The sequence below is a fragment of the Kitasatospora sp. NPDC091276 genome (genome assembly GCF_040684355.1).
Classification (GTDB): Bacteria; Actinomycetota; Actinomycetes; order Streptomycetales; family Streptomycetaceae; genus Kitasatospora.
Window position 1 is genome coordinate 20,609 of record NZ_JBFBFU010000018.1, and the last position, 19,141, is coordinate 39,749.

Consider the following 19,141-nt stretch of genomic DNA (forward strand, 5'->3'; position numbering starts at 1 on the left):
GGCGCCCGCGAACGATCGGGGCCATGACTGTTTCTCCCCGCCTCGACGACGCCCCTCCCGAAGACGCCCGCCGCGCCGCGCCGCCCCGGACCGAGCACCCGGCGGGCACGGCCGCTCCCCCACCGCGTACCGACGGCGGTCCGGGCGGCTACTGGGCGACCGTCACCGCCGTCGGCTGCGCCAGCATGATGCTGCCGTTCTCGGTGACCGGGGCCGCCGTGGCACTGCCCAGCATGACCGCGCAGCTGGGCTCCTCGGTGGGCGCCGCCCAGTGGATGCTGAACGCCTTCAACCTCACCTTCGCCGCCCTGCCGCTGGCGGCCGGCGGCCTCGCGGACCGGATCGGCCGGCGGCGCGTGCTGCTGTCGGGGATCGCGCTGGTCGGCGCGCTGTCCGCGGTGGTGGCGCTCGCGCCGTCGATGGCCGTGGCCGACGCCGCCCGGGCGGTGCAGGGGTGCGGGGCGGCCGCCGTGCTGGCGGCGGGCGCGGCGGTCCTGGCCCAGTCCACCTCCGGGCGGCGCCGACGGCTCGCCTTCGGGATCCTCGGCACCTCCTTCGGCACCGGCCTGGCGATCGGGCCGCCGGCCGCCGGCCTGCTGGTGGAGGCGGCCGGCTGGCGGTCGGTCTTCCTGCTCGTCGCCGTCCTGGCCCTGCCCGCGTGGCTGTGCGCCACCCGGGCCCCGGAGTCCCGCAACCCGGACCACCCCGGGATCGACCTGCCCGGGGTGGTCTGCTTCACCGGCGGGCTCGCCGCGCTGTCGTACGCGCTCGTGCAGGCCGGCACCGCCGGCTGGACGGCGCCGGGCACGCTGCTGCCGCTGGCGGGCGCGGTGCTGCTGCTGGTCCTGTTCGCCGGGGTGGAGGTCCGCCGGGCCGGGCGCGCCATGGTCGACGTCCGGCTGTTCCGCAGGCCCGAGTTCCTCGCCGTGGTGTGCCAGCCGTTCACCGTCACCCTGGGGTTCGTCGTGCTGCTGGTCTACCTCCCGGCCTACCTCCAGGGCGTGGGCGGCAGGAGCGTCCTGACCAGCGGTCTGCTCCTGCTGCCGATGACGGCGCCCGTCCTCCTGCTGCCGTTGGTGGCCGGGCGCCTCGCCGCCGCCGTCTCCGTCCGGGCGGTGCTGACCGCCGCCTCCGCGCTGATCGCGGCGGGCTCCCTACTGCTGGTGACGGTGCGCGGCGACGGGTCGTGGCTCGCGCTGGCGGTGCCGCTGCTGCCGTTCGGGGCCGGGGTCGGACTGGCCTTCGGGGTGATGGACGACGCGGCCGTCGGGACCGTCCCCGCCGAGCATGCCGGGGCCGCCGCGGGCGTCTTCAACACGATGCGGATCACCGGGGAGTCCGTGGCCGTCTCCGGGGCCGCCGCACTGCTCAGCACGCTGACCGCCGCGCACCTGGGCGGCAGCGGCCTCGCCGCCGACGAGGCGGCGCAGCTCGCGGGGCAGGCCGTCCAGGGCAGGGTGGCCGCGGCGCACCAGGCCGCCCTGGCCGCCGGGTTCACCAACGCCCTGCACGTCCTCGGGCTGGTCCTCGCCGCGCTGTCCGCGCTCGGCGCGGTGCTCACCTACCTCGCCCTGGCACCGGACGAGTCGGCCTGACCTGCCGTCGGAGCCGGTGCCGGGCCCGGGGCCGCCGGAACACGGCAGGGCCCGCCCGGGAGGTCGGGCGGGCCCTGCCGTCATGCGGTGCGCGTCACATGTTGATCATGTGGCCGGCGAGGCCGTGGATGGCCTCCTTGACCGCCTCGCCGAGGGTGGGGTGGGCGTGCACGTTGCGGGCCACCTCGTGGACGGTGAGGTCCCACTGCTGGGCCAGGGTCAGCTCGGGCAGCAGCTCGGTGACCTCGGGGCCGATCAGGTGGGCGCCGAGCAGTTCGCCGTACTTGGCGTCGCTGATGACCTTGACGAAGCCGATCGGGTGACCGAGGCCGTGCGCCTTGCCGTTGGCGGTGAACGGGAACTTGGCGACCTTGACGTCGTGGCCCAGCTCGCGAGCCTGCGCCTCGGTGTAACCGAAGGAGGCGATCTGCGGCTGGCAGTAGGTGGCGCGCGGGATCATGGCGAAGTCGACCTCCATGGTCTCCGCCCCGCCGATGGTCTCGGCGGCGATCACGGCCATCGTCTCGGCGGCGTGCGCGAGCATCAGCTTGGCCGTCACGTCGCCGATCGCGAAGATGTGCCCGGCGCTGGTGCGGCCGCGGCCGTCCACCGCGATGGCGCCGCGGTCGGTCAGCTTGACGCCCGCGTTCTCCAGGCCGTAGCCGTTGACGCGCGGCGCGAAGCCGATCGCCTGGAGCACCTTGTCGGCCTCCAGCACCTGCTGCCGGCCGTCCCTGGTGACGGTGACCTTGACCTTGGCGTTCGGGTCGCTGTCGTCGATCGACTCGACCCGGGTGGAGGTGAGCACCTCGATGCCGAGCTTGCGGTACTGCTTGGCCAGTTCGGTGGAGACCTCGACGTCCTCCAGCGGCACCACGCGGTCCAGGAACTCGACGATGGTGACCTTCACGCCGTAGTTGTGCAGCACGTACGCGAACTCGACGCCGATCGCACCGGCGCCCGCGATGATGATGCTCTCCGGCAGCTGCTCGGTGAGGATCTGCTCCTCGTAGGTGACCACCCGGTCGCTCAGGCTGGTGCCGGGCAGCAGCCGGGTGGTGGCACCGGTGGCGATGACGCAGTGGTCGAAGGTGACGACGTCGAAGCCGCCGCCGCTGAGCGCGACCTGGAGGGTGTGGTCGTCGACGAAGGTGCCCCAGCCGTCGTACTCGGTGATGCCGTTCTTCTTCATCAGGTAGTGGACGCCCTTGACCCGGCCGTCGGCCACCGAGCGGCTGCGGCGGAAGGCCTCGCCGAAGTCGAAGGTCACCTGGCCCTCGACCTTGATGCCGAAGGTCTTGGCCTCCTTGGTGAAGATGTGGGCGAGCTCGGCGTTGCGCAGCAGGGCCTTGGAGGGGATGCAGCCGACGTTCAGGCAGACGCCGCCCCAGTACTTGGCCTCGATGACCGCGGTCTTCAGGCCGAGCTGAGCGGAGCGGACGGCGGCGGTGTAGCCGCCGGGGCCGGCGCCGAGGACGACGACGTCGTAGTGCGTGCTCATGTTGCTGACTCCTCCGAGGGTGTCACGGTCTCGTGATCTCGGTCCCATGGTGTCAGGACCGGGTTCGACGCACCCACCGGGTCTCGGCGGATGCGCTCCGCGCGGCACCGTACCCGGCCCGGAGCCGGATTGTCAGTGTCCTCGGCTACGGTGCTCGCAACCTCGCCGGGCAGGGGCGAGGCCCGGGGGAGGTCCGGGCCGGGGCTCGGGGGTGCGAGCGGGAGGAGGGGCCGAATGGCGGACGAGCACGGCGGAGCCGGCGGGTGGGGCGGGTGGGCCCGCCGCCCGAGGACGGCAGCGGGCCCACCCGGGCGTCAGGCCGTCACCTCGTGGGCGTGGCCCCCGCTCATACCGCCGCCGCCCGCCTGGCCGGCGGGGCGCTGCGGCGGCACGGGCCGGTTCAGCGAGGAGAGATCCCAGGCGTAGGTGCCGACGGCATGGGCGATCACGTCGATGTTGACGTCGAAGGCGTCCATGTCGATGTTCTTCAAGCCGTCGCAGGCCTTGTGGTAGCAGGCGTCGAAGGCCACGCCCGCCGTGCCGCCGTAACGGTCCTCCTGCGCCGACGACTTGACCACCTCGGCGCCGGTGTCGGTGCCGCCGGCCGGGATGCCCGCGTCGATGAACGGGCCGTAGTCGGAGCGGCCGTCGAAGGCGGTCGGCTCGTGCGGCAGGCCCCGGCCGTCCAGGTAGCCGGTGAGGTCCCGCTCGATCTGCGCCGAGCCCTCGGGGCCGGCGCCGCCGCCGGTGCTGCCCGAGCCGTCGTAGACGAACTGCGCGTAGTTGGGAGAGGCGATCATGTCGAAGTTGAGGTAGAGCCTGATCTTCTTCCGGTCCGCCTCGGAGAGCGACTTCACGTAGGCCTCCGAGCCCTTGAGGCCGAACTCCTCGGCGGACCACCAGGCGAACCTGACCTTGTTCTTCACCGGGTGGACGGTCAGGTTGCGCGCGACCTCCAGGATGCCCGCCGCACCGGAGCCGTTGTCGTTGATGCCGGGCCCGGCCGCGACGGAGTCCAGGTGCGCCCCGACCATCACGGTGTCGGCCGGGTCGCCGCCCCTGGTCTCGGCGATGACGTTCCAGGTCTTGCGCGGCTCCATGACGGTGCGGATGTCGAGGTTCAGCCGGACCTGGCCGGCGGCGGCCTTCGCGGCCAGCGCCTCCCCGGCGGCCCGGGTGATCCCGCCGACGGGGATCCTGCCGGCCGCGGGGTCCCCGAGAGTGCCGTTGAGGTCGCCGTCGGTGTTGTTGTAGATGATCGCGCCCACCGCGCCGGCCGTCGCGGCCGCGGCCTGCTTGACGGCGAAGCCGCAGCCGCCGCGCTGGATCAGCGCGATCCGGCCGGTGAACGCGCCGGCCGGGTAGTCGGTGGGCGCGCAGCCGGTCGTGGCGCTGACCGGGGCGACCGCCAGGTCGGCGGTCAGGCCCGCGTCCGGACCGCCGAGCGAGTACGTCATGGCGGTCAGCGGGATGCTCTCGGCCTGCGGGGACAGCACCCGCAGCCGCTCCGAGCGGGCCTCGAAGAAGGTGTACTCGAACTCCTGCCGGGACACCTTCAGCCCGGCCCGGCGGGCCTGCTCGTAGACGTAGCGCGCGGACTCGTCGTGCCCCTTCGAACCGGCCACCCGGGTACCGCCGTTGCGGTCGGCGATCCGCTGGAGCACGGCCAGGGTGTCGTGGGCGCTCTCGGCGTCGGCGGCCTCGACCAGGCGCGCGGCGAGCCTCTCGCCTCTGCGCACCGGGTCCGGGTCGGCGGCCGCGCCACCGGCCCCGGCCAGCAGCAGCGGGGCGGCCAGGGCGGCGACGGTCAGTACGGCGCCCGCGCTCCGGACGGTGGCAGTGCGCGGGCGCTGGTCCCGGCGCTGCTGGTGCGGTATCGGGGTGGACTGGTCGAGCGGGCTGGTCGGGCGGAGGGGCAGGGAGATCGGGCGGCGGGCTCGGGGCTTCAAGGCGACTCCTTCCGGCGGTCCGTGAACTCCCGATTTGACATGACCGGCATCACGTTGCCAAGGCCGCCGCGCGGCCGCGGGATGCGGACGGCGGCGGAGGCGGTGATCCTGGAGGGGTGGGGCCGTCTCTTCCAGGAGCGTGACCAGATGTCCATGTTGGATAAGCTCAAGGGCCTGCTGAAGGGCCACGAGGACCAGGCCGACAGGGCCGTCGACAAGGCGGGGGACGCCGTCGACGAGCGCACCCAGGGCAAGTACAGCAGCCAGGTGGACGCCGCCCAGGAGCAGGCGAAGAACCAGTTCCGCGACCAGCCGCCGCAGCAGTAGACCGAACCCCGCCGTACGCCTGCGGCCCCGGTCAGGCCCGCCCGGCCGCACCGGGGCCCAGCCGTTCCGGGCCGTCGTTCAGCTGTTCCGAGCCGGGGTTCAGGCGTTGCGGGTCCGCGTTCAGCCCTTCCGGGCCGGGGTTCAGGCGTTGCGGGTCCGCGTTCAGCCCTTCCGGGCCGGGGCCGATCCGTCCTGGACCCGCGATCAGCCGTCCCGCTCCGGCGCGGCCTCGGCCGCGGGCTGCCGGGCCCCCGCCTCGCCGCCCGTGCCGTCCGCGCTCCCAGCCCCGCAGTTCTCGCACGGTTGCGGCCCTGGCCGCTCGCGCAGGCGCCCGCACTCGGGGCACACCCGGTCCAGCCAGCAGGCCGCCTCTCCGCCTTCGCCCATGCCTCCGAATTCTGCCCGGAGCGCCCGCACCGACGCGAGTAGACACTGTCTACGGCAGCCTGGTAGACAAGGCCCATGACCGATCAGGACAAGGACCTGCGCGCGCGCCTGGTGACTGCCGGCGTCGAACTGGTGACCAGGGAGGGCGTCCACGCCCTCGGCCTGCGCGAGATCGCCCGGCAGGCGGGGGTCTCGCACGGAGCCCCCCGCCGCCACTTCCCCACCCACCGCGAACTGCTCGCCGCCATCGCGCGGCACGGGTTCGGCAGGCTCACCGACACCCTGGCCGGCGCCGACGCGATGGCCGCCACCACCGGCGCGGCCCCCCGCACCCGGCTCGACGCGCTCGCCCGCGCCTACCTCGGCTTCGCGGCGGCCAACCCCGGCATGTTCGAGCTGATGTTCCGTCACGACCTGCTGGAGGGCAGCGGAGCCGAGCTGCGGCACACCACCCTGCCGATGTTCCACACCGTCGCCCGCCTGGTCGGCGAGGCCCGCCCGGAGTCCACCGATCCCGGACCTGCGGCCGCCGCGCTGTGGGCGAACCTGCACGGCCTGGCCCAACTGCGCGCCTGGGGCAGCCTGCGGCTCATCACCGGCGGCGAGGACGTCGAACCGCTGCTGCGCGCCGCCCTGGACGCCCACCTCGGCCCGGCCCCCGGGGCCCTCCCCCGGGGAGCCGTCACACGCCCGTGAAGCCGTCGATGCTCTCCCGGAGCAGGTCCGCGTGGCCGTTGTGGCGGGCGTACTCCTCGATCAGGTGCACCAGGATCCAGCGCAGCGAGACCGTCTCCGAGCCGAACACCGCCGCCGCCCGCTCGGAGAGGCGTCCGGTGTCCTCCAGCGCCGCCGCGGCGGCCAGTTCGCGGCCCTGCTCGACCTCCGCCCGCCAGTCGGTCAACGCCTCGGGCATCCCCCGGTCCGGGGTGAGCGCGTAGCCGCCCTCGCCGTCCGCGCCGTACAGCGGCGGCGCCTCCCGGCCGGCCAGCACCCGCTGGTACCAGGTGCGTTCGACCTCGGCGAGGTGCTGGACCAGGCCCAGCAGCGTCATCGTCGACGGCGGGAAGGCCGCCAGCCGGACCTGCTGGTCGTCGAGTCCGGCGACCTTCTGCACAAGAGTCGCCCGATGGAACTCCAACCAGCCTTCCAGCATGGCGCGTTCGTCTGCGTGCGGGGACGGCAGCGGCCGCCCGTCGAGTGTCGGTCCCATGGCTTCCACTGTGGCACAGCCGGGCGACCGGAGTCGATCATCCGACCGGCTTCGGGGCCCGGTCGCCCTGGTCCGCCAACGGCGCGGGCCGCAGGGGCCCGCGCCGGGCCAGGAGCAGCAGCAGGCCGAGCTGCACGGCCGTACCCACGGCCGGCCCCGCCCACACCCCGGTCACCCCGAGCGGCCCCGACAGGGCCGCGGAGGTGGCGAGTTGGGCCGTACCGACGGCCATCCGGGCGGTGAAGTCCAGGCCGAACGGCGCTCCCGCGCGGACGATCCGGCCCGCCGCCGCGCCGGTTCCCCGGCGGGTGCGGGCAGCCGTGGCCCCAACCGCAGGGTGACGGCGGCGACGGCCGCCCCGCCGAAGGCCGGCCACCCAGAAGGTGCCGATCACCGAGGCGATCACGCCGGACAGCAGTTCGGCGTAGACCGGTCCGGCCAGCGCGGCCAGTCGTCGCGACGGACGCCCGCGCATGCCTCCTCCCCCGTTCCGCCGCCCGCCGACGGCATGCCTCGAATAGAGCTACCTCTTATCGAGGCACCTCGACGAGAGGTATCATGGGGCGCGCCACAGGGCGCACTCCGACGAAAGGGCTTCGACCGTGCTGACCCTCGCGATCCTCGGCTTCCTCTACGACCAGCCGCTGCACGGCTACCAGCTCAAGTCCCGGATCACCGGCCTCACCGGCCACGTCCGGCCGGTCAGCGACGGCGCGCTCTACCCCGCCATCGCCAGACTGGAGAAGGCCGGACTGCTGCGCCGCCGCACCGAACCGGGCAGCGGGGCCGCACCGCGCCAGACGCTGGAGCTCACCGAGGAGGGCCGGACCGAACTGCGGCGCCGGTTGGCCGACCCGGAGCAGGCCGAGATCACGGACCAGATCCGCTTCTTCGCGCACGCCGCCTTCCTGCACCACCTCGCCGACCCGCCCGCGCAGGCGGCCGTGCTCCGGCGCCGGCTGGCGTTCCTGGACGAGCCGAGCAGCTTCTCCTACGACGGCGAGGGCCGCGCGGTCACCGCCGAACTGGAGCCGAACCCCTTCCGGCGCGGCCTGCTGCTGGTCGCCCGGGCCTCCACGGCGGCCGAGCGGGCCTGGCTGGCGGAGACCATCGCCGAGTTGGACGGCCCGGCGCACTGACCCGTGAGGCCGGGGACGCGACCCCGCGCGCGCCTTCGCACAGCAGCGCGAACGCGCGAAATCGCGCCGTTCCGAGCCGGCTCCCAGTCGGCCTCCGCGTCGCTATGATGATCGGCCTCACGTCCACGGCGTCCCCTCCGCGGCGTGAACCCGCCACCGCGCCCCGCCCGCCCTCCTGGAGGCCGCCGTGCCCACCGCCGAGACCGCAGCCACCCGCCCCGCGCCACTGACCCGGGACGACATCCCCGGCTGGTTCTTCCGTCTCGACCGGGCGGCCTTCGGCCACCTGCTGGCGGCCCAGACCACGGCGGGCGCCACCGGCGACATCCTCGAACTCGGCAGCTACCTCGGCCGCAGCGCCGTCCTGCTCGGCGACCACCTCCAGACCGGCGAGCGGCTGACCGTCTGCGACCTGTTCGACTCCGAGGCGGGCGACGCGGACAACGCCGCCGAGATGGCGATGTCCTACCGAAAGACCCTCACCCGGAGCGCCTTCGAGGCCAACTACCTCACCTTCCACGACGAGTTGCCGGAGATCGTGCAGGCGCCCACCTCGGTGCTGGCCGACGGCCGGATCCCGGCCGGGAGCTGCCGCTTCGTCCACGTCGACGCCTCCCACCTGTACGAGCACGTCGCCGGGGACATCGCGGTGACCAGGGCGGCGCTCGCCGAGAACGGCGTCGTGGCGCTGGACGACTACCGCTCGGAACACACCCCCGGCGTGTCGGCGGCGGTCTGGGAGGCGGTCTTCACCGGCGGCCTGCGGCCGGTGCTGCTCACCCCGATGAAGTTCTACGGCACCTGGGGCGACGCCGCGGCCGTCCGGCAGGTCCTGCTCGCCCGCGACTGGCGGGCCGAGGGCTACACGGTGGACGACGACACCATCGCCGGGGAGCCGGTGCTGCGGCTCAACTACCAGGTCAAGGCCCCCGTCCAGCAGTCCACCTCGCGCCGGCTGGCGCTGGACCTGCTGCCGCCGGTCGCCACCCGGGCGACCCGCCGGGTGCTCCGGACGCTGCGCGAACGCCGCGCCGTCCGCCCCGTTCCGGCGTCCTGACGCTCCGGCGGCCGGGCCCGACCGGACCAGGGCGGTGGCGTGGATCTTCCACGCCACCGCCCTTTTCATATGTCTGACATATCTTCAATTCAACGCCTCACTCGAATGAGTGAATCTCCCTTAAAGATTTGCCCACGGAACGTTAAAGGTCGCATAGTGATGGAGCCTCAATTGGGTCTAGGGAAGACCAAGTTCAGGCAAAGCCACCGCGAGTGAGGAGAAGGCCTTGTTCCACGGAACCACGGCGTCGGGCCACGGGCAGCGGCTCCGCGAGGAGATCACGAGCCCGGGAGCCACGCCCCTCATCGGCGTCTACGACATGTACTCGGCCTCCATCGCGGCCGAGCACTACAACGGCATGTTCGTCTCCGGATTCGGCTTCGCCGCCTCCTACTACGGCCTGCCCGACATCGGATTCATCGCCTGGCCGGACATGGTCGGCTTCGTCGAACGGCTGCGCGGCGCCTTCCCCCGGCACCATCTCCTGGTCGACATCGACGACGGCTACGTCGATCCCGAGGTCGCCTGCCACGTCGTGCGCAGGCTCGAACGCATCGGCGCGTCCGGCGTCATCCTGGAGGACCAGAAACGGCCGCGCCGCTGCGGCCACGCCGACGGCAAACAGGTCCTCCCGCTGGAGGAGTACCTGGAGAAGCTGGACCTCGTCCTCGCCAACCGGACGGACCTCCTGGTGGTCGCCCGCACCGACGCCACCGAGGAGGAGGACATCCTGCGCCGCGCCCGAGCCCTCGCCGCCACCGACGCCGACGTGGTGCTGGTCGACGGGGTGCGCAGCGAGGACTGGATCCGGCGGATCCGGCGGGTCGTCGGCGACAAGCCGCTGCTGTTCAACCAGATCGCCGGCGGCAAGTCCCCCCGGTTGTCGCTCTCCGAGCTGACCGAGCTGGGGGTGGACGTCGCGATCTACAGCACGCCCTGCCTGTTCGCGGCCCACCGGGCGATGGACGAGGCGCTGGCCGGGCTGAAGGTGGCCGACGGGCGGCTGCCGGCCGGCGCCGGGGAGAGCCGGCAGATCGGCGTGCGGGAGTCCACCGAACTGCTGGAACGGAACATCGCGCGCTCGCGCCCGCTCACGGGGGTGACGGTGTGACGGCCGGGCTGCGCGGTCCCGCCCCGCCCCCGGCGGCCGCCGTCCTGCGGGCCACCGCGCTGGGGCTGGCCGGGGCGTGCGGCCTGCTCGCCGGCGCGGCGGCGCCCGCGGCGGCGGGCGGGGGGCTGATCACGCTCGTCGACAACTCCAACGCCGATTCCTGGGTGGAGATCGACCGCACGGCCAACGTCCAGAACGGCAGCGGCTCGGCGGGCAGCGACCACGACGGCGCCGGGTCCCTGGTGGGCGGCCTGCTCGGGTCCGGCCCGGGCGGGGCGGCGATCGGGGGTGACCGATGACCGACGACACCGCCCGCCGGGGCCGGCGGCGCGGGCCGCGGCCGCGTCGGCTCGACCCGTACCTGGTCGCGCTCGCCGGGGCGGTCGGCCTGGCCGCCCTGTTCCCGGCCACCGGGGGCTCGGCGCGGGTGGCGGCCGTGGCCTGCAACCTGGCGGTGGCGCTGCTGTTCTTCCTCTACGGCGCCAGGCTCTCCGCCCGCGAGACGCTGGCCGGGCTGCGCCACCTGCGGCTGCACGGGCTGGTGCTCGCCGCCACCTTCGGCCTCTTCCCGCTGCTCGGGGCGGCCACCGCGCTGCTCACGCCCGTCCCGCTCAGTGGGCAGTTGCAGACCGGGGTGCTGTTCCTCTGCCTGCTCCCGTCGACGGTGCAGTCCTCGGTGGCGCTGACCGGCGCCGCCGGGGGCAACGTCCCGGCGGCGATCTGCGCCGGGACGTACTCCAGCCTGGCCGGGCTGCTGCTGACCCCGCTGCTGGCGGCCTGGCTCCTGGACGTGCACACGGCGCTGTCGGCCGAGGGGCTGCTGCGGATCGGGGCCCAGTTGCTCGCGCCGTTCCTGCTCGGGCAGGTGCTGCGGCCGTGGATCGGCGCCTTCCTCGCCCGGCACAGACGGGTGCTGACGCCGGTGGATCGGGGCTCGATCCTGCTCGTCGTCTACACCGCGTTCAGCGCGGCGACGGCCCAGGGCAGCTGGGGCCTGGCCACCCCGGGCGCCCTGCTCGGCCTGCTCGCGGTGCTGCTCGCCCTGCTGGCCGCCGCGCTCGCGGTCACCGGGCTCGGCGCACGGCTGCTGGGCCTCGACCGGCCGGCCACCATCGCGGCGGTGCTGTGCGGCTCGCAGAAGAGCCTGGCGAACGGCCTGCCGATGGCCGCCGTGCTCTTCGGGCCCCAGGCCGGGCTGCTGGTCCTGCCGCTGATGGCGTATCACCAGCTCCAGCTGGTGGCCGGCACCGTGCTCGCCGGCCGTTGGGCCCGCGCGCCGGACACCACACCCGCCGGGCAGGCCCCGCCCGCCGATCGGGTACCGGCCGCGCTCACGGGGCCGGGCGGGCCACCCGTTCCCGGGTGAGCCGACGCCTAGGGCCGGTGCCTGGGCCCGACGTCTGGACTCGACGTCTGGGGCCAGCGCCTGGGGCCGGCCGGCAGCCGCTAGCCGTTCCCGCAGGTCCGTACCGCGGCGGCGCGCGCGTAGTAGTCGGCGGCGTCGGCGGTGAAGCCGTCCTGTTCCGCGAGGCGGCCCGCGCGGTCGAAGTGGTGCCACGCCTCGCCGTTGCGGTCCAGGGTGGCCAGCGCCCTCCCGCAGATGTCCAGGAGCATCGCGCGGCGCGCGACGACCTGGTCCTCCGGGGCGAGGTCGAGCGCGTGCCGCGCGAGGGTGAGCGCCTTCGCCGGTCGCTCGTTCAGCAGGTGGTACCGGGCCAGGTAGTAGGTCGTGAGCATCTCGGTCTGCGGGCTGCCGGCCCTGCGGGCGAGCTGCGCGGCCCGCTCGTAGCCGAGGCCGGCCAGGTTCGTGTCGCCGAGTGCCTCCCGGGCCTGGGCCAGGTTGGCGGTGGCGATCGCCTCGCCCTCGGTGTCGTCGGCGCGCCGGGCCAAGTCGGGTGCGCGCAGCAGGTGCGGCAGGGCCTCCTCGTACCGGCCGTTCTGCCCGAGGACCCAGCCGAGCAGGCTCCTGACGCGGGATTCCGCGTCGGCCTCGGCCAGTTCGACGGCGGAGCCGAGGGCGTGGCCGAGCGGAGCCTCCCAGTCGGCTCCGGGCTGCTGGACGACCAGGGGCCACAGCAGCAGGGCGAGTCGCCACGCCCGGTGGTGGTGCCCGCCGGCGGCGGCCGCCGCGGTGGCGGCGACGAGGTTGCGCCGTTCCCTGGCGTACCAGGCCATGGCCTCCTCCCGGTCGGCGAAGACGGGCGTCGACACCGGCGTCCGGAAGTCCTCCGGGAGCCGGCAGCAGGGTTGGCTGCCCGCCACCGCCGCGCTCGCGGCGGCCAGGGCGGCGTACAGGTAGTGATCGAGGAGCGGAAGGAGGCGGTCGTCCCCGGGGGCGGGGCCGAGCGAGCGGGCGAACAGCCGGATGAGTCCGTGCAGGGCGTAGCGGTCGTGCCCCCGTTCCTCCACCAGGTTGGCGGCGACGAGGCGTTCCAGCACCGCGCGGCTGCCGGCCGGGCTGTCGTCCGCCAGCGCGGCGACCGCCGCCACGTCGATGTCGGGGCCGAAGTGGTGGGCCAGCAGCCGCAGGACGGCGACCGCGTCGGGCGGGAGGTGGTCCACGCTGACGCGCAGGACGGAGGCGAAGTCGATGCCGTCCACCGCGAGGAACGAGATCCGCCGCTGCCCGTCGCGGAGTTCCTCGACCGCGTCGCCGAGCGAGCGCTCGGGCCGCACCGCCAGCCGGGCCGCCGCCAGTCGCAGGGCCAGCGGCAGCCCGTCGCACAGCCGCACCAGGCGCCCGGCCGCGTCCGGCTCCGCTCCGACCCGGTCCGGGCCGAGGATGCGGGCGAACAGTGCCTCGCCCTCCCCCGGCCCGAGCCGGTCCAGCAGCAGCGGGCGGGCGCAGTCGCCGGCGACCAGGCTCTCCAGCCGGTTGCGGCTGGTGACGACGGTGGCGCAGCCGTGGGCGCCGGGGAGCAGCGGGCGGACCTGGTCGTAACTCAGCGCGTCGTCGAGGATGACCAGGAGGCGGCGGTTCCGGAGCAGCGAGCGGTAGAGCGCCTCGGCTGCGGCGGTGTTCTGCGGGATGTCGTCGGGCTGGATGCCGAGCGCGCCGAGGAAGTCCCGGATCACGAAGGCGGGGTCGGCGATCGGGGCGGTGTCGACGAAGCCGCCGAGCCGGGCGAAGAGCACGCCGTCCGGGAAGTCCGCCGCGGCCTGTTGGGCCCAGTGGGCCACCAGCGCGCTCTTTCCGATCCCGGCCGGCCCGGTGACCAGACAGATGGGCGAGTCGTGTGCGGTGTGCCGCACGGCCGCGTCGAGGGCGGCGAGTTCGCGCTTGCGCCCGGTGAAGCCGGCCGGTCGGCGGGGCAGCAGGAGCGGTCGCCGCAGGTCGTTCGCGCCCGGCTGGACCGCGCCGCGGTATGCGTCCGCCTGCCGGTGCGCGTCAGCTCGGCGGTGCGCGTCCGCCTGGCGGCGGGCGGCCTCCTGCCGGTCCGCGACCTCCTGTCCGTGGGGGTCCCCGGGCCGGTGCGTGTCCTCCCGTCGGCGTGCGGCGCGTGGCGGGCCGAGGATCCGGTCGTAGGCCTCGACCATCGCGGGGCCCGGGTCGACGCCCAGTTCGTCACCGAGCAGTCGGGCCGTCCGGTGGTAGAGCTCGATGGCCTCGGCCTGCCGGTTCGTCGACAGCAGGGCGTCGAGCAGGAGCGCCACCAGGGACTCGCGCAGCGGATGCCGGTCCGCCGGTCCGCGCAGCACCGCGACGGCCTCTTCGGCGCGCCGGCCGGTGGTCAGCGCCTGGCCGAGCTCCTCCACCGCGCCGAGCCTCGCCTCCTCCAGTTCCGCTGCCGCGGCGACGACCGGGGGTGTGCCGCAGAGTCCGGCGAGCGCCGGGCCGCGCCAGAGCGCGAGGGCCTTGCGCAGCGCCGGGATCCCGGCCGGTGCGCCGTCGCCGGTGCGCGCTTCGGCGACGGCGGCGCGGAACCGCTCGCCGTCGATGTGGTCGGACGGCGTCTGGAGGAGGTAGCCGTCACAGGCGGTGGCGATGGTGACCGGGCCCACGGGGTGCAGCAGCCGGCGGAGTTGGGAGACGTGCCCCTGGATCACGGTCTTGGCGTGTCTGGGCGGCTGCTCGCCCCACAGGGCGTCGGTGATGCGGTCGTTCGTGACCAGCGCGTCGTTGGCGAGGAGCAGCATCGCCAGCAAGGTCCGGCGTTTCGGTGGCCCGATCTCGACGAACTGCCCGTCGCGCCGGACTTCCACTGGTCCGAGCAGCCGGAATTCCAACAAGGGTCCCTCCCACTGCCGATCACCTGCGCAATGGGTAAGGCTACCCTTGTCAGTGGACACTCACGAGCACACCCCCAGCTGCCGAGGAGCGGTCAGGGGTGCGCGCGAGAACGGCGCCAACGGTCCGCTGCCCGCCCGCTCAGGTGGTGTCGACCCTGACCGTAACCCGCCCTCGGCGGGCGGGCACATCACCGGACGTAGTAGGCGCGGTTGTGGGCGGCGACCGGCGGGGACTGGTAGGTCCAGACCCCGGCGGCCGGGGCGTCGGCGATCAGGTGGGCGAGGTCGCGGGCGGACTCCTCCGCGGGGTTGCCGAGGTCGAGCCGGACGCGGTCGGCGGTGCGGTCGTCCAGGGAGTAGTAGCGGTAGGGGTGGTAGACGTTGAGCGGGCCGGCGAGCAGCTTGCCCTCGTCGTCGGTGCCGTAGCCGGTGATCGGGGTGTTGTTGACGGATTCGGCGGTGAGGCCGATCAGGTTCACGTCGAGGGCGAGGAGTTGCTCGTCGTGGCGGCGCAGCCCGTCCGCCCCGAGGGTGGCCCGGCGACAGGAGACGGACCAGCGCTCACGCACGGCGGGGGCGTTGAGCGAGGGCAGCGCGGTCTCGAACCAGCCTGGGTGCTTGGGCTCGGCGTACAGGCGGCGCCCGGCATCGATGGCGAGCGGATTGTCGCACAGGACGTGCAGACGGGCGATGCCGAGCAGCTTGGTCTGGTCGTAACCCCGGGCGTACTGGCCGTAGTTGAGGACCGGCAGGCGGTCCCCGGCGAACACCGGGTGGGCGACCAGGTTGATCTCCAGCTCCTCGGTGATGCCACCGCCGTTCGGGTACTGGGCGAAGTACAGCTGGTAGTTGAGGGACACGCAGGCCCCGCCGTCGAACACGGCGGCGGTCAGGCCGGGGTGGCGCTTGCCGAGCAGCTCGCGCGCCCGCTCGGGCTGGACCAGGTAGTCGACGCCGATGTTGTGCAGCGCGCCGTAGTGGAAGGGCAGGTGGTACGGCTCCGGTACGGGCGGGAGCGGCAGGCCGGTCATGGTGTCTCCGGAAAGGCGGGCGAACGGGTGGCGGGCGAACGGGTGGCAAGCGAAGGAGCGACGCACGAAGGGGGGCCGGGCGAAGGGAGCACGGGCGAAGGGAGCACGGGCGAGCGAGGCGGGTCGGGGGTCGGCAGCCTGGAGCCGACGGACACCGGGCGGTGCAGGTCCAGCAGGTCCTGGTGGATCCGGTCGGCGCTGCGCAGGGCCAGGGCGGCCATGGTGAGCGAGGGGTTGGAGGTGCCGAGCGAGGGCATCGAGCCGCACCCGACGGCGTACAGGTTGGGGTGGTCCCAGCAGCGCTGCCAGTGGTCGACGACGGAGGTGGCGGGCGAGTCGCCCATGACGTGGGTGCCGCCGGCGTGGCCCGCGCCCCGGTAGCCGTAGGCGGTTCCCAGGTGTTCGAGGCGGCCCGGCCACTGCGGACCGGCCGGGTAGGCGGTGTGGTCCTCGGCGCCGAGCAGGGCGAACAGTTGGTCGGAGACGGCCCGGGCCGAGACCATGCCCGCGCGGACGTACTCGTCGAGGTCGTAGCGGACGGCCGGGCCGGGGAGGCCGAGCGGATCGCGCCGGTCCGGGTCGAGGGTGACCCGGTTGGCCGGGTCGGCGGGCTGCTCCAGTTCGAACTGGAGCGAGAACTGACGGCCGAGCCGGTCGCCGAGGCGCGCCCGCAGCTCCTTGCCGCGCAGCCCGGCGGCCAGCAGTGCGGCCGTCTCCGCCTCGGGGGAGCCGCCGGCCCAGGACCAGCCCCAGTTTCCGATCTCGATCCGGAACGGGGCCCGGCGGGCCCGGGCCGGGCCGAAGCGGAAGGCCTCCAGGCCGCTGGTGGAGCCGGGCCCCCGGTAGGGGCCGACCTGGCCGGGCATGAGCCCCCAGGTGAGCAGTGCCGGGTGGTCCATCAGGTTGCGGCCCACCTGGTCGCTGCGGTTGGCCAGGCCGGACAGGAGCAGCAGCCGGGCGTTCTCGACGGCGTGCGCGGCGAGGACGACCAGGTCCGCGTCCACCCGGTGGGCCGCGCCGCCGGCCAGGTACTCCACCCCGGTGGCGCGCCCGGTCACCGGGTCGGCGAGCACCTTGGCCGCCACGGCCCCGGTGCGCAGTTCGACGCAGGGCGCCCAGCGGGCCTGGGTGCGCAGCGGCGTGTACTTGGCGCCGGTCGGGCAGACCGGGACGCAGCTGGCGCTGCCCGCGCAGGGCGGGCCGAAGCTGTCGCCGGGCCGGGTGGGCAGGCCGTTGCGGGCGTGCGGGGTGCCGGTGACGGCGAGCCGGGCGGGGCCGGGCATGGCGGGGTCGCGGACGGTCCGGCCGTCGAGGGCGTGGGCGAGCCGGCGGTCGAGGTGGCTGGCCGGGATGGCCCGCATGGGGAAGGCGTAGTCGTCCGGGATCGGCAGTCCGACGGCGCGGCGCTGCTCCCCGGCGTCGGCGGCGACGCCGAGTTCGTGTTCGGCTGCGCGGTAGTACGGCTCCAGGTCGTGGTAGCCGATCGGCCAGTTGCGGCCGCGGCCGAGGTCGCCGGTGCGGAAGTCCTCCGGGTGCATGCGCGGGGTGAGGCCGGTCCAGAGCAGTCCGGTGCCGCCGTTGGCACGCAGGTAGCCGCTGGCGTAGGGCAGCGGGCCGTCCTGCCGGAGGTGTCCGGTGGCGGTGAAGCCGCCGCCGGGGAGCCCGGTGAGGTCGGTGACGTCGAGGGACGGGGCGTCGGGGTCGTGCGGGTAGGGCGAGGTGGGCGGGCCGCCGCCGGCCGCGCGGAAGGCGGCGGCGGTCTCGGGCCCGGAGGGCGCTGCCCGGCCGGCTTCGAGGACGAGGACCCGCCGGCCCTGCGCGCCGAGGCGGTGGGCGACCAGCGTTCCGGCGAAGCCTGCGCCGACCACGACGACGTCCCAGCGGGCGGTCACCGTTCCTCACCCCCTCGGGGGGCTTCGGCCCAGCTGCCGTGGCCGGGGGCGGCGGCGCCGGGTGGGTCGGCGCGGAAGGTCCGCCAGGCCAGGCCCTGGTCGTAGGCGCGGGCGGAGCTGGGGGTCTCGCCCGGCCAGGCGCCGACGTACCAGAGGTGGACCAGGGCGTGGTCGTCGCGGACCCGGTGGGCCAGGGTGGTGCGGTGGTGTTCGTGCGCCATGCCGGTGGCGCGCAGCTCGGGCTCGTCGAATCCGGTCAGTTCGGCGCAGACGCGCAGGAACTCGGCGAAGTCGGCGAGGTCGTCGGGCGCCCCGAACTCGGCGAGGCAGTCAACGGCAGGATGGTCGTCTGGCACGGACAAGCGGGCACCCCCACGGTCGTCGACGGTGGCCAAGACATGACAGACCGTGGGGTGGGTGGAAACGGCGGCCCGTCACGGTCTGCCAGCGCGATCCTGCCGCCCGCCGTCGCCACCGGGAACCCGTTGCCCGAATGTGCCCGGTCTTGGCCGTCTCCTGCCCGATCCGCCGCCCACCGCGTTCGGTCGGCGGCTGTTTCCGGTCGGACTACGGGGGCTGGCGCGGGTACGGCGAGGGGTCCGGCGGGACCGGGCGGAGGTCCGGCGAGGGTCGACGAGGGTCGATGAGGGTCCGACGGAGCTCAGCCGAGGGCGCGGACGGCCGCCAGGACGTCGAGGCCCAGCTCCGGGTCCGCCTCCTCCGGCAGGCTGACGGACAGCCGGTCGACCAGGCCCGCGTACCGCCGGGTCAGCTCGCGGGCGACGTCCTCGACCGGACCGGACACCGCGAACGCGTCGAACACCTCGTCGTCGATCAGCGCGGCCATCTCCGCCCAGCGACCGCGCACCGAGTGGGTGTGCAGTTCCTCCTGGAGCCCCTCCCACCCGTGCTGGGCCAGCACCGGGCGGTAGGCCGGGGTGGAGGCGTAGAACGCCAGCCGCTCCCGCACCCCCGCCCGGTTGGCCGCCAGTTCCTCCTCCGTCCGGCCGGTGGCGGTCAGCACGCTGCCGGCGACCTCGAACGGCCGCGCCGTCCACGGGGCGCCCTCGGCCTCGGCCTGCGCCCGGGCCCCGGTCAGACCGGGCAGCACCTGCTCGGCCAGGTAGGCGGGCGACGAGAACGGGTGGCTGAGGAACCCGTCGGCCACCGCCCCGGCCGTACGGGTCATCAGCGGCCCCACGCCGGCCAGCAGGATCCTCGGCACCCCGGCGGGGACGGGGTCGGGCGAGAAGACCGGCGTCATCATCGTGTGGGTGTAGAAATCGCCCCGGAAGCGCAGCCGTTCGCCGGTCTGCCAGCTGTGCCAGATCGCCCGCACCGCGTGCACGTACTCGCGCATCCGCGCGGCCGGCCGGTCCCAGGGCATCCCGAAGCGCTTCTCGATGTGCGGCTTGACCTGCGAGCCCAGCCCGATGACGGCCCGTCCGCCGGAGGCCGCGTGCAGCCCCCAGGCCTGGTAGGCCAGCGTCATCGGGGTGCGGGCGAAGGCCACCGCGATGCCGGTGGCCAGCTCGATCCGCTCGGTCCGGTCGGCGGCGCGGGCCAGCTGGAGGAACGGGTCGTACGCGGTCTCGGCGACCACCAGGCGGTCCATGCCCCGGCTTTCGGCCCGCTCGGCGGCGTCGAGGATCCCCGCCGGGTGCCCGGAGGCGGTGGCGTCGAGACGGAAGGCGGGGGGTCGGTGCATGGCG

General features: G+C 74.6%; 18 protein-coding genes. 8 read left to right on the top strand and 10 right to left on the bottom strand.

Annotated features, from left to right (window positions below; all coding sequences use genetic code 11):
* Positions 1-23 precede the first annotated feature (23 nt).
* Positions 24-1,595, top strand: a complete 1,572-nt coding sequence (locus tag AB0O19_RS22495; protein ID WP_363621746.1) for an MFS transporter — start codon at positions 24-26, stop codon at positions 1,593-1,595.
* Between the two features lie 94 nt (positions 1,596-1,689).
* Here AB0O19_RS22495 and lpdA read toward each other — a convergent pair whose 3' ends face one another.
* Entirely contained in the window at positions 1,690-3,096 is a 1,407-nt protein-coding gene (gene lpdA / locus AB0O19_RS22500; RefSeq protein ID WP_363621748.1) for a dihydrolipoyl dehydrogenase, read from the bottom strand.
* Between the two features lie 314 nt (positions 3,097-3,410).
* Positions 3,411-4,907, bottom strand: coding sequence for a M28 family peptidase (locus tag AB0O19_RS22505; protein ID WP_363621959.1), 1,497 nt, complete (start codon positions 4,905-4,907; stop codon positions 3,411-3,413).
* Positions 4,908-5,192: 285 nt separating this feature from the next.
* Here AB0O19_RS22505 and AB0O19_RS22510 point away from each other — a divergent pair, with 285 nt between their 5' ends.
* Positions 5,193-5,372 (top strand): antitoxin, encoded by a 180-nt coding sequence (locus AB0O19_RS22510; protein WP_063350839.1) that lies wholly within the window; start codon positions 5,193-5,195, stop codon positions 5,370-5,372.
* A 204-nt stretch (positions 5,373-5,576) separates the two neighbouring features.
* Here AB0O19_RS22510 and AB0O19_RS22515 read toward each other — a convergent pair whose 3' ends face one another.
* Positions 5,577-5,759, bottom strand: a complete 183-nt coding sequence (locus AB0O19_RS22515; protein ID WP_363621750.1) for a hypothetical protein — start codon at positions 5,757-5,759, stop codon at positions 5,577-5,579.
* Between the two features lie 75 nt (positions 5,760-5,834).
* Between AB0O19_RS22515 and AB0O19_RS22520 the strand changes: the two genes are divergently transcribed.
* On the top strand, positions 5,835-6,455 hold the full coding sequence (locus AB0O19_RS22520) for a TetR/AcrR family transcriptional regulator (protein WP_363621752.1): 621 nt from the start codon (positions 5,835-5,837) through the stop codon (positions 6,453-6,455).
* Here AB0O19_RS22520 and AB0O19_RS22525 read toward each other — a convergent pair.
* Positions 6,442-6,969: a DinB family protein gene (locus AB0O19_RS22525; RefSeq protein WP_363621754.1), complete on the bottom strand. Its 528-nt coding sequence runs from the start codon at positions 6,967-6,969 to the stop codon at positions 6,442-6,444. The genes AB0O19_RS22520 and AB0O19_RS22525 overlap by 14 nt on opposite strands.
* 37 nt (positions 6,970-7,006) lie before the next feature.
* Complete coding sequence (locus AB0O19_RS22530) at positions 7,007-7,444, bottom strand: hypothetical protein (protein ID WP_363621756.1); 438 nt, start codon at positions 7,442-7,444, stop codon at positions 7,007-7,009.
* Positions 7,445-7,571: 127 nt separating this feature from the next.
* On the opposite strand from AB0O19_RS22530, the gene AB0O19_RS22535 reads away from it, so the two are divergent.
* From AB0O19_RS22535 to AB0O19_RS22555, 5 genes are all read left to right on the top strand, one after another.
* Positions 7,572-8,108, top strand: a complete 537-nt coding sequence (locus tag AB0O19_RS22535) for a PadR family transcriptional regulator (RefSeq protein WP_363621757.1) — start codon at positions 7,572-7,574, stop codon at positions 8,106-8,108.
* 187 nt (positions 8,109-8,295) lie between these two features.
* Positions 8,296-9,165, top strand: a complete 870-nt coding sequence (locus tag AB0O19_RS22540) for a class I SAM-dependent methyltransferase (RefSeq protein ID WP_363621759.1) — start codon at positions 8,296-8,298, stop codon at positions 9,163-9,165.
* A 226-nt stretch (positions 9,166-9,391) separates the two neighbouring features.
* Complete coding sequence (locus AB0O19_RS22545) at positions 9,392-10,276, top strand: isocitrate lyase/PEP mutase family protein (RefSeq protein WP_363621761.1); 885 nt, start codon at positions 9,392-9,394, stop codon at positions 10,274-10,276.
* Positions 10,273-10,575, top strand: coding sequence for a hypothetical protein (locus tag AB0O19_RS22550; RefSeq protein WP_363621762.1), 303 nt, complete (start codon positions 10,273-10,275; stop codon positions 10,573-10,575). Before AB0O19_RS22545 ends, AB0O19_RS22550 begins: the two co-directional genes overlap by 4 nt.
* On the top strand, positions 10,572-11,642 hold the full coding sequence (locus AB0O19_RS22555) for a bile acid:sodium symporter family protein (RefSeq protein WP_363621764.1): 1,071 nt from the start codon (positions 10,572-10,574) through the stop codon (positions 11,640-11,642). Before AB0O19_RS22550 ends, AB0O19_RS22555 begins: the two co-directional genes overlap by 4 nt.
* Before the next feature lie 80 nt (positions 11,643-11,722).
* Here the strand turns inward: AB0O19_RS22555 and AB0O19_RS22560 are convergent, their stop codons facing one another.
* From AB0O19_RS22560 to AB0O19_RS22580, 5 genes are all read right to left on the bottom strand, one after another.
* The gene (locus tag AB0O19_RS22560; RefSeq protein WP_363621766.1) at positions 11,723-14,506 is read right to left on the bottom strand and encodes a BTAD domain-containing putative transcriptional regulator; all 2,784 of its coding nucleotides are present in this window, start codon (positions 14,504-14,506) and stop codon (positions 11,723-11,725) included.
* Between the two features lie 188 nt (positions 14,507-14,694).
* Positions 14,695-15,537: a hypothetical protein gene (locus AB0O19_RS22565; protein ID WP_363621768.1), complete on the bottom strand. Its 843-nt coding sequence runs from the start codon at positions 15,535-15,537 to the stop codon at positions 14,695-14,697.
* Entirely contained in the window at positions 15,534-17,429 is a 1,896-nt protein-coding gene (locus AB0O19_RS22570; RefSeq protein WP_363621770.1) for a GMC family oxidoreductase, read from the bottom strand. The genes AB0O19_RS22565 and AB0O19_RS22570 overlap by 4 nt, the downstream gene beginning before the upstream one ends.
* Positions 17,426-17,785, bottom strand: a complete 360-nt coding sequence (locus AB0O19_RS22575) for a hypothetical protein (protein WP_363621772.1) — start codon at positions 17,783-17,785, stop codon at positions 17,426-17,428. The genes AB0O19_RS22570 and AB0O19_RS22575 overlap by 4 nt, the downstream gene beginning before the upstream one ends.
* A gap of 305 nt (positions 17,786-18,090) precedes the next feature.
* Positions 18,091-19,137: a TIGR03617 family F420-dependent LLM class oxidoreductase gene (locus AB0O19_RS22580; protein WP_363621773.1), complete on the bottom strand. Its 1,047-nt coding sequence runs from the start codon at positions 19,135-19,137 to the stop codon at positions 18,091-18,093.
* Between the last annotated feature and the right edge of the window lie 4 nt (positions 19,138-19,141).